The organism is Ginsengibacter sp., assembly GCF_057362405.1.
This window is the reverse complement of the sequence record NZ_JBMQQG010000279.1, coordinates 1-10,500: the sequence shown is the minus strand read 5'-3', so window position 1 is coordinate 10,500 and position 10,500 is coordinate 1. Positions and strand designations below refer to the sequence as shown.

Below are 10,500 nucleotides of genomic sequence, written 5' to 3'. Positions count from 1 at the left end.
GGCATATACGTCAGCTTTATACAAATGACAATCTCCTTTTTCTGCACGGCGGTTTCCCAGGGTGAGCAGGTTGCACATTTGCGAATAAGCTGAAACGTTAGTAGGGTAGGCGAGCAGGCTGATGCCATCGAGCAGATCAAGACGGCAACCAACAATAATACGAATGCCTTGTTTTTTTGCGGCCGCATATGCACGCACAATGCCGGCAAAGCTGTTGCGATCAGTTATGGCAATTTCGCTGTATCCCAGTGCTGCAGCTTGCTCCGCCAGTTCTTCCGGATGCGATGCCCCGCGGAGGAAGCTGAAGTTGGTTGTTATTTGTAATTCTGTGTAGTTCATAAGGCCTCACCCCAACCCCTCTCCAGAGGAGAGGGAAAAGACTTGTTTTTGAAAATAATTTTATTCATCTATCAATATTTATATTTTGATAATAGGATTACTAATGCTGAGTTTACTTTGCACAACTGCTCAACATAGCTGTTCCCGCAATCGTGCTGTATTTCGATTGCGGGGGTCTTTTTTTGGTTCTTTTTTGGACAAGCAAAAAAGAACATATCATTTAATAAAGACATTTGATGAATTATCATTTTTTTTCTTGCTGTTTAGATGATTAGGAATAATTATTAAACCCTATGCAAAGAATCCATGAATAAACCATTGATACGATTTAGCAACATCATAATGCCCTGAACGAAATAACCAATAACGGTTTCCATCTTCATCTTCTACAACATAATAATCCCTGTGTTGTCCATCCTGCAACCACCATTCCTGTTCAATTCTTTCCGGTCCATCCGCTTTTATTATTTTATGCAACCTGCCTTTATATCTAAACAACATGGGCGGATAATCAGGAATGGGTGCTGTTACTTCAATGGCTAGTGGCCTCGACAATAATTGCAATGGTCTTGGCTTACTCACATTCCATGTAGTGGTTAATTTTTCATTGATAGAAGCCACGGGCTTAAATGAACGTTCCGGCCAATAATGTTCATCAGGCATGTAACGGTGAATTCTATTAGCGCCCATTTTCCCTTCTATCCTGTCCAGTAATTCATATAAACCGATATCATCCAACCCTCCTGTATTATCCCACATCTTTTCCTGCATAGGAATTATCTCTTCTACTTTTGATGTTTCCAGTGTAAATAGTTCTATTCCCAATGCAGGTTCAATGGTATCTGTTTTTATTTCAAATAATTTATAAAGGTGTTTGCTGCTGTTTGAAGGGCGATTGGTCCCAATATCTATCTCTTCAATTTTGCCATCTATACGGTAACCCTTAAACGAAGCTATGCGAAGCCCTTTTTGTTCATGTTGCAAACGGAGGCATAATGTTTCCAGCAGGCGTTGTAAGGCTATTTCAATACCCTTTGCTGTTACAATAGGTTCCAGGCAAGGTAGCCGTTCCAGGTATGCTTCAACAGGATGCACAGGTTCTACAGCTTCTTCTTCATAACCTAACGCCTGGTCTAAACGAAGGAGAAGTGAAGAACCAAAACGCCGTCTTAAAGCCGGACGGGGCATATTGATAAAACTGCTTACCTGCCTTAGCCCAAGTTTTTGCAACCGTTCAATTATTTCACTTTCAATACGAAGGGCCTCAGGTGGTAATGATAGCAGTGTTGCTGTTTGCTTGTCGCTTTCAACTATAGTGATATTCTTTCCAAAACGGGCAACAGCCCATGCTGTGCCGATAGTATCAGCCATGGCTATATGCACATCATAGCCAAAGCTTATTATTCGTTTACTGATTGACGTTATATATTGAAGTTCACCACCCCAAAGGTGGGTACAGCCACTCACATCAAGCAGCAATCCATCCGGTAAGTCAATGCCGACGGCAGGTGTAAAGCGAATGCACCATTCTGCAATGCCTTTGAGTAATTTGGTGGAAAGTTCCGTGTCATCATTTAAAACTTCCAGTGAAGGAATGATCGCTCTTGCATCTGCTACAGCCATCCCGGTATCTGCTCCCTGCGTTTGTGCGTGTGAGTTAGCTGCGGTTATTACCATTCGTCCATGATCAGGCGATGCCAATACAAAAGGTAGTTGCCTTAATTGTGGCTGGCGGCGGGAGTGCCAATCCGTTCGGAGATAACGGAACCATATAGATACAAAACGTTTTGACATGTCATCCTGTTTTCTTTTGTTTCTCCTGTTGAAGTACTGCCATCTTTGAAATATTCCTGAAGTGTCCGGCAGTAAATTCTATTTGCCATTTACCAGGTTTACCATTTCTTACTCTTAGCAGTTCCGCACTCCACCGGGGAAAACCTACACCGGGCAGATCATCTGCAGGTTCACTCGGTAAGGAAGTAATTTTCCATCGCGTTATACAGGCTGTTGTGTTAATGCTTCGTGGATTTCGGCGTAAAATAAATCCCGTTACTTTGCTTTCTTCAACTGCTAACTGCAATCGTCTTGAAGAAGTGAAACTCAATTCTGTTATTTCTCCAACAACTGCGGATAGTCCATTACATTTAAGCGCTTCCTCCGTTGCCCAAAGAATTTCTTTTTCTTTTTTCAGATCAATAAAAATGATTTTGTCGGGGGGAACACCAAACGCAGCAAGGGCAGGAGGGAAGATGGTTCTGTAAGAACTGATCCATATTGTTGCACCGTCAGTACTCATTAAAGAGGCCAGTATACCCGTAATAAATCCACCCGAAGCAGTAACATCTTCTTCGCTGGTTGCAATAAATTCATGTATGGCGCCAAATGGAAATTCAGCATTGGGAAATGCATTTGTAATTGCGGCAGGCAAAGGCTCAACCATATTATTGCCCTGGTTTTTTTTGAACCTTTGCAAAGGAAGAATATCCTTCCGTAATTGGGTAATAATATCGGATTTAATTCCAGGCATTGACAGAGTATACTAAATATGTTAGCTGCATTTTGATGCTAAATTACTAAATAATTTAGTAAAAGGAAATTTAGATATTGTAATAATTCAGCAAAAATGTAGACCTACGGTTTCCAGTCCTTAATGGTTGCCAACTCGAAATACACCGAACATATAAATTATTACCTTCATCCCCTCAAATACAAATTCAAATTAAATATTCTAACATGAAAAGTTGTAAGCATACTGTTTTTACTTTCATCATTTGTATTTCTTTTTACATTGTTGACTCACAACCTATCACGTCGCACCAGATTGATTCCGTAGCAGAACTTACTTTAAAAACTTTTGATGTGCCGGGCATCGCTGTTGCCGTGGTAAAAGATGGAAAGATCATTCATGAAAAGGGATACGGGGTACGTTCATTAAATACCGGGCAAAAAGTAGATGAACACACCCGCTTTGGTATTGCGTCTAACAGTAAAGCGTTTACAGTTGCCTCGCTGGGTATATTGGTTGATGAAGGAAAGCTAAAATGGGATGATAAAGTAACCGATTATATTCCCGAATTTAAATTGTATGCTCCTTATGTTACGGAAGATTTTACCATTCGTGATTTACTTACACACAGGAGCGGGCTGGGCTTGGGCGCAGGCGACCTGATGATATGGCCCGACAGCAGTACTTTTTCTCTCAAAGATATTATTCACAACCTGCGGTTTTTAAAACAAGTTTCTGATTTCAGAACAAAATATGATTATGATAACCTGCTCTACATTGTTGCGGGCGAAGTGGTAGCAAGGGTTTCGGGAATGAGATGGGAAGATTTTGTGCAAACCAGGATTATGAATCCTTTGCAAATGACGGAAAGCGCTCCCAATTTTGATCTCCTTAAAAATAAAGAGGATGTAATAGATCCGCATGCGCCGGTAAATGGAAAAGTCCAGGTGATACACCGCGACTGGAAATATGTTGCTGATGCTGCTGGCGGTATTTACAGCAGTGTGCATGATATGAGCAAATGGATCATTATGCAAATGAACGATGGCAAATACGGGGACGGATTAAAAGACCAACTTCTGAAAGAAAGTACTCATGAAGAAATGTGGACGCCGCAAACCATTATCCCTGTTCATGGAACTACCACTTACAATACACATTTTTCTGCTTATGGACTTGGATGGTTTTTGAGCGATGAAAACGGATATAAAGTTCCCACGCATACGGGTGGCCTGGCAGGCATCGTAACGCAGGTTACTTTAATACCTGAATTGAAACTGGGCATTATTGTTTTTACTAACCAGCAATCGGGTGCGGCCTTCACTGCTATTACCAACACCATCAAGGATAGTTATTATGGAATAAAAGGAAAAGACCGCGTGAAGGAATACCACGACAGGGTTTTGCAACGGGAAGCAAATGCAAAAAAAATAACAGATGCAATTTGGGCTGATATCAATGCGCAACAGAAGATGAATACATCTCTAAACGACTTTACTCCGTTTACAGGCACCTATACCGATCCATGGTTTGGCGAAGTTGTAATATCAGTTAAAGGAGGCAAGCCATGGTTTGAATCAAAAAATTCTCCGCGCCTCTCGGGCGAAATATTTGCTTACAAGGGCAATACATATATAGTAAAGTGGAACGACAGAAGCATGGACGCAGATGCCTACGTAATGTTTGATCTTGATTATGAAGGAAAGCCGGATGCTATAAAAATGAAACCCATTTCGCCGTTAACTGATTTTAGTTTCGATTTCCAGGATCTTAATTTTAAAAGAGTGAAATAAGATATGAGGTTAATTTATTTTTCGGGTAGCCTTAACTGTTTTATTGCCTTGTTTTTTGAGTAATACTGGCCATAAGGAGTTCGTGCATTTATAATAATCCTAAAATCTTTTTACGAAAGTTGGGAAATCGATAACCGGCCGTGATAGAAAAATTGGTGTTTACCTGTTTCATATTTTTTATAAGAAGGTTGGTTTGCTGATTGCTCCACCACGCATGAAAATAACAGTAGTGAAGAGGTCCGTTATAACCAGCATTTAGCCATGCCTGGATGTTGCTGACTGCCTGCAGTTTTCTATCGATAGTGTTGATCTCTCTTAGTACACCCGCTCCCGTTAGTACAGCCGGGACAATAATCCAGTTACCCTTGTCTATTACAAAATTGTGTGTATAACCAATTCGGACGATCAATGAAACCCATTCCGGGTCTTCTGATAAAAGATTGAAGGTGGCAGCGTCTTTTACCAAATCCCTTGACGGGGTTTTCCAATTAATTTTTCCCCAGGATGGCGTTACCATTAAAAAAACCGAACCGGCACTTTTAACCTGCTTCGCGGAAAAACTTTTGGCCGCCTTGAATGAGAACAGTTTGGTATTGGTAAAAAAATAATAGTCAAACCCTGCGGTGGTAAACTGTAACCCTTCGAAAATATCAAAGCTGTCTTTAATTTTCTGAACCGGTATCAACAGGCCGTTATATAACTCATAAAATGGACGGAAACGCATTTGCTTTCCGCCAAAATTTACACCCAGCGATGTGTATTTGAGTTTTACTTTTTCATCCAGTAGGGTGCCGGGCATTGCCCAAGAACATCTAAAAGAAAGCCACTTATAATTGATGTTAGTGCTTAGAAGCAGGCCGGTTAATAGTAATAAAAAGGAGAAGAATAAAGTGTACCGCGAATGATGCTTCATTAAATTGATGGGATTAACAGACTTTCTGTTTACAAATAAACTAAAAGAATGTTAGCGCTGTCGTTAAAAATAATGTAATACTTATTGCTGAAAAAGCCATGGAATTTATGCTCCGCTTGGGCAACAGGGAATTCCAATTTTCGGGATAAAATAACTCTGGATTCATTTAACACCGGCCCATTTCTTACACCCGTCATTGTAGTACCCTTTTGCCTGTTTACACAATGGTCGACGATCTTTTATCTGTTGAAATAGTTTGCTAATTTTGGAGGAGAAATACGAAAAGGTAAGGATAATTAAATTACATATTTAAATAATATCTCTATGCCGATTTATATGGATCGCCACAACGTTTCGGAAGCGATTACCGCTGAACACGTAGCCCAATTACACCAGGAAGATCTCAAGATTCAACATCAGTTTGGATGTAGGGTACTAACATATTGGTTTGATGACAGCAGAAAAACCGCTTTTTGCCTGGTTGATGCGGCCAATGCCGGTGCTATTGAAAAAATGCATAACACGGCACATGGCCAGGTTCCACATAGAATTATAGAAGTTAACGCCAAAGTTGTTGAATCCTTTTTAGGAAGAATTGAAGATCCGCAAAAGGCGGAAGACACAGAGTTAAATATTATCAACGATCCTGCTTTTAGAAGCATAATGGTGGCGGAGATAAATAGCCTGCCCTTGCCCGACAAAACATCTGGCCAGTTCAAAACTTCATTGCTTAAGTTCAACAATGCAATTCTTACAACATTGGATGAATTTGGGGGAAACACAGTGAAACATGTCGAGAATTATTTTTTGGTTTCTTTTAAGTCAGTATCAAATTCGGTCCATGCTGCATTGGCCATCCGTACTCTTTTTAATAATCTCAGGAAAGAAACAAAGGATCATGAAATTCATTTTAAGATAGGTTTAAATGCCGGTGCACCGGTTACTGACAAAAAACTAATTTTTGAGGACACGATAAAATTAGCCCAGCGAATGTGTACTGCTGTTAAGGGAGACATTGTTGTTTCGTCGGAGGTTAAAGATTTATACAACAGTGAGAACCCACATCTCATAAAAGAAAAAAAAGATATAGTCGTTGTTTCTCAAATGGATGAAGAATTTCTTAGTCGTTTAATGGATTACATAGAATCAAATTGGTCCGATCCAGGTGTGCAGGTAGAAAACATTTGCAGGTCGTTAGGATACAGCAAATCCAGGTTGTACCGAAAGATAATGGAACTGACGGCAAGGTCCCTTAATACTTTTATTAAAGATTATCGCCTTGGAGAAGCGCTGAAGTTGTTGAATAAAAGTAAAGGCAACATTTCAGAAATCGCTTTTGAAACGGGTTTTAGCAGCCCTTCCTATTTTTCAAAATGCTTTCAAAAAAAATTCGGATTGCATCCCTCTGCGTACCTCAAAAAAGCAGGGTAAGCGTTACCGTTATAATGATCAATTTTCCCTGTCCCAATTGTAGCCGGGCATTATAAGCATCTTGCGAACGTGCCAGGTGTTGAATTAAAATTACACGCATTTGAATCAAAAGTGATAGTCTGTAAAATGCCATGTTAATAATTTTGAAAAACAAAATCATTCGGTAAGGAGTAGTCCCGGAAAGCAAACCGACGTTCTATGTTTACTGCCAGGGGTTATGCGTATACCGGTAATTATCATATTTAAAAACCTTTAAAATATATTATTATGCTTGAATTGGTAGAAGATCTCATTTTAGTAAAAGATCTAAAAAAATCTGTTATTGAAGAATTTGCCGCTAAAGTGCGGGGAAAAATTATTTTTCCGGAAGACGCGGACTACGATAATGCCCGCAAATTATACAATGCCATGATTGATAAACATCCTGGTATGATTGTGAAGTGCGCCGACGTTGCCGATGTTATTTACGCGGTTAATTTTGGGCGCGAAAATCATTTAGCCGTAGCCGTTAGAGGCGGTGGTCATAACGGTGGCGGCCTCGGTTCATGTGAAGGGGGTTTGGTTATAGACCTGTCGGGGTTAAAATTTGTGAGGGTGAACACAGATAAAAAAACAGTGCAGGTGGGAGGAGGAAATGTTTGGGCCGAAGTGGATCACGCTACACATGCATTTGGGCTGGCCGTTCCCGCGGGCATCATTTCCTCAACGGGAGTGGGAGGGCTCACCCTCGGCGGCGGCGTAGGATACCTGGCAAGAAAATATGGACTCACGATTGATAATTTGCTGGAAGCAGATATGGTATTGGCTGATGGCTCCTTTGTTACGGTTAACTCAACAAATAATGAAGACCTGTTTTGGGCCATCCGCGGTGGTGGCGGAAACTTTGGTATCGTCACTTCATTCAAGTTCCAGGCACATCCCGTAACGAACGTTTTTGGTGGCCCTACCTTATGGCCCATTGAAAAAACAAATGATATAATGAAATGGTATCACGAATTTATTAACAAAGCCCCCGATGAATTAAATGGTTTTTTTGCAACATTAATTATACCCGGGGCGCCATTTCCTGCTCATCTGCATAACAAACAATTCTGCGGTATAATATGGTGCTATTCGGGAGATTTGGATAAAGCCAAAGACATATTTAAACCCATAATGGCGATGAATCCACTGTTTGAACATGTTGGTGTTATGCCCTATCCGGCCATGCAACAATTGTTCGACGGACTGTTTCCTCCTGGATTACAATGGTATTGGCGTGCTGACTTTTTCAACGAATTAGGGCCGGAGATTAGCGCAAAGCACGTAGAGTTTGGATCTAAAATACCCACTCCACTTTCTCAAATGCATATGTATCCTATAACTGGGGCTGCCGGCAGGGCAGCTAAAGATGCAACTCCCTGGGCATATAGAGACGCTAAATACGCCGCCGTAATTGTTGGAGTTGATCCCGATGCGGCCAATGCGGCGAAAATAACTAAGTGGTGTAAAGATTATTGGGAAGCGCTTCATCCATATTCTTCCGGGGGTGCTTATTTAAACTTCATCATGAACGAAGGACAGGAACGTATAAAAGCAAGTTATAAAGATAACTATGAACGCCTGACCAAAATAAAGAGGAAATACGATCCCAATAATTTGTTCAGGATAAATCAAAATATTTTACCGTCGCAATTAGCTAACGTTTCCCTTGTTAAAGAGGCGGCCATAAATTAATTAGCAATAGGTCATTTGAGATGCCGGCGGGCAACTGTCGTATTCGCAGGACTTAAGGGTTTAACGCTGCCGGTAAGAGTCTTTGTTGCTGCTGCTTATTAGGTTCGCTTGTGATTGCTGCAGTTACAGCAGTGATCTGTTCACAGCGGGGAAAGTTATAATTATTAATTATTGCTTCGTGTCATCGTTATACATGGTTAATGGGTAGCGATGACTTTTTTTTATCAGCAAACTTTTTTGTTTCGAAATTTTTTTGATTTCCTGTTTGTAAACCAAGTCTTAAAAAAAACGACAGGAAGCTTACACTTATTCGGCCTAATTTTATATCGGAAAAATAGTATTGAAATTCCGGAAATAAAATACGGATAGTGGAAACAATAAACGAAACCGATATTGAATTTCAACCAACGATTGCGGATTCGGCACCTCCAACTTATTGGCTTACCCGTTTTATGATTCTTCGTTTATTGGGTGTAATTTATGCAATCGCATTTCTTGTTGCGATCAACCAGTTGCTTCCGCTCATTGGCTCGGATGGCCTGCTTCCGGTAGGAATTTATTTCAACCAAATCCGCGAAACATTGGGATCTACAAGTGCAGGATTTATGCGGCTTCCATCTCTATTTTGGTTTTTTCATTCTGATACAGCATTGCTAACGGTCGCATGGACAGGTTTTATTCTTTCATTGATTGTAACAGCAGGCTTTGCGAATGCGCCCTTACTAACGGTGTTATGGTTACTTGACATGTCCATTGTTCATGCCGGCCAGGAGTGGTATGGGTATGGGTGGGAAATTCAATTACTCGAAACAGGCTTTCTCGCTATATTCCTTTGTCCACTCATAGACATGCGGCCATTTCCGCGCCGTGCACCTCCATTGCCGATCATTGTTTTATTTCGCTGGCTCATTTGCCGTATCATGCTGGGCGCAGGTCTCATTAAGTTACGCGGCGATAAAATCTGGCGTAACGGCACAGCACTCTATTATCATTTTGAAACGCAGCCATTGCCCGGTCCTTTCAGTCGTTGGTTCCACTTTTTACCACGTGTTGTTTTGAAAATTGGTGTATGGTTTAATTTTCTTGCTGAGTTGGTAGTTCCGTTATTTGTCTTCTGGCCGAGAATAGCACGTCACATTGCTGGATCGGTGATAATACTTTTTCAACTCATCCTGGTCATTAGCGGCAACCTTTCTTTTTTTAATTGGCTCACGATACTTCCCGCACTGGCTTGTTTTGACGATGGCTTCTGGTCAAAGGTTCTTCCATGGTGGCTTGTCCGCAAGGCAGAAACAGCGGCTGCAAATGCTCAGTCATCACGGCCTATGGTTGTTACCGCGTGGGTCGTTACAATTGTGATAGGCTTGCTTAGCATCCAACCTGCTTTCAATCTGCTTTCTCCCGGGCAGATCATGAATGGCTCGTTCGACCCGCTTGAACTCGTCAATACGTATGGCGCATTTGGAACGGTCGGACAGGAACGCCTAAACGTAGTATTTGAAGGAACAACCGATGATACGACAAATAATAAGGCACAATGGAAACCGTATCTATACAAAGCATTGCCGGTTGAACTTGATAAACGTCCACCGCAAATAGCACCTTATCAATTGCATTTGGATTGGCAAATGTGGTTTGCGGCAATGGACACGCCTGACGATTATCCGTGGACATTAAATCTTGTTTGGAAGCTTTTGCACAACGATAAAGGCGCATTAAGCTTATTTGCAAATAATCCATTTCCAGGCAAGCCGCCTACATACATTCGAGCCGTTCTCTATCGCTATACCTTTGCAAAACCG

The 10,500-nt window shown here is 41.2% G+C and carries 9 protein-coding genes; 4 read left to right on the top strand and 5 right to left on the bottom strand.

Annotated features, from left to right (window positions below; translation table 11 throughout):
- The 3 genes from ACO1O5_RS22975 to ACO1O5_RS22965 form a co-directional block, all read right to left on the bottom strand.
- Positions 1-339 (bottom strand): PHP domain-containing protein (locus ACO1O5_RS22975; protein ID WP_486274488.1); only part of this gene is annotated, 339 nt, incomplete at its 3' end.
- 291 nt (positions 340-630) lie between these two features.
- Positions 631-2,133, bottom strand: a complete 1,503-nt coding sequence (locus tag ACO1O5_RS22970) for a Y-family DNA polymerase (protein WP_486274486.1) — start codon at positions 2,131-2,133, stop codon at positions 631-633.
- A gap of 1 nt (position 2,134) precedes the next feature.
- Positions 2,135-2,866 (bottom strand): ImuA family protein, encoded by a 732-nt coding sequence (locus tag ACO1O5_RS22965; protein ID WP_486274484.1) that lies wholly within the window; start codon positions 2,864-2,866, stop codon positions 2,135-2,137.
- Between the two features lie 206 nt (positions 2,867-3,072).
- Between ACO1O5_RS22965 and ACO1O5_RS22960 the strand changes: the two genes are divergently transcribed.
- Positions 3,073-4,638: a serine hydrolase gene (locus ACO1O5_RS22960; protein WP_486274482.1), complete on the top strand. Its 1,566-nt coding sequence runs from the start codon at positions 3,073-3,075 to the stop codon at positions 4,636-4,638.
- Between the two features lie 88 nt (positions 4,639-4,726).
- Here the strand turns inward: ACO1O5_RS22960 and ACO1O5_RS22955 are convergent, their stop codons facing one another.
- Positions 4,727-5,551: a DUF4421 family protein gene (locus ACO1O5_RS22955; RefSeq protein ID WP_486274480.1), complete on the bottom strand. Its 825-nt coding sequence runs from the start codon at positions 5,549-5,551 to the stop codon at positions 4,727-4,729.
- A 324-nt stretch (positions 5,552-5,875) separates the two neighbouring features.
- On the opposite strand from ACO1O5_RS22955, the gene ACO1O5_RS22950 reads away from it, so the two are divergent.
- Positions 5,876-6,982: a nickel-binding protein gene (locus ACO1O5_RS22950; protein WP_486274478.1), complete on the top strand. Its 1,107-nt coding sequence runs from the start codon at positions 5,876-5,878 to the stop codon at positions 6,980-6,982.
- Here the strand turns inward: ACO1O5_RS22950 and ACO1O5_RS22945 are convergent.
- Complete coding sequence (locus ACO1O5_RS22945; protein ID WP_486274476.1) at positions 6,966-7,115, bottom strand: hypothetical protein; 150 nt, start codon at positions 7,113-7,115, stop codon at positions 6,966-6,968. The genes ACO1O5_RS22950 and ACO1O5_RS22945 overlap by 17 nt on opposite strands.
- Positions 7,116-7,249: 134 nt before the next feature.
- Here ACO1O5_RS22945 and ACO1O5_RS22940 point away from each other — a divergent pair, with 134 nt between their 5' ends.
- Entirely contained in the window at positions 7,250-8,698 is a 1,449-nt protein-coding gene (locus ACO1O5_RS22940; protein WP_486274474.1) for an FAD-binding oxidoreductase, read from the top strand.
- A gap of 368 nt (positions 8,699-9,066) precedes the next feature.
- Positions 9,067-10,500: lipase maturation factor family protein (locus ACO1O5_RS22935; protein ID WP_486274472.1), on the top strand; the 1,434-nt coding region annotated here is incomplete at its 3' end.

Coding starts and splice junctions, on each gene's coding strand:
- ACO1O5_RS22970 (WP_486274486.1), bottom strand. CDS start 2,133: ATGTCAAAACGTTTTGTATCTATATGGTTCCGTTATCTCCGAACGGAT.
- ACO1O5_RS22965 (WP_486274484.1), bottom strand. CDS start 2,866: ATGCCTGGAATTAAATCCGATATTATTACCCAATTACGGAAGGATATT.
- ACO1O5_RS22960 (WP_486274482.1), top strand. CDS start 3,073: ATGAAAAGTTGTAAGCATACTGTTTTTACTTTCATCATTTGTATTTCT.
- ACO1O5_RS22955 (WP_486274480.1), bottom strand. CDS start 5,551: ATGAAGCATCATTCGCGGTACACTTTATTCTTCTCCTTTTTATTACTA.
- ACO1O5_RS22950 (WP_486274478.1), top strand. CDS start 5,876: ATGCCGATTTATATGGATCGCCACAACGTTTCGGAAGCGATTACCGCT.
- ACO1O5_RS22945 (WP_486274476.1), bottom strand. CDS start 7,115: ATGGCATTTTACAGACTATCACTTTTGATTCAAATGCGTGTAATTTTA.
- ACO1O5_RS22940 (WP_486274474.1), top strand. CDS start 7,250: ATGCTTGAATTGGTAGAAGATCTCATTTTAGTAAAAGATCTAAAAAAA.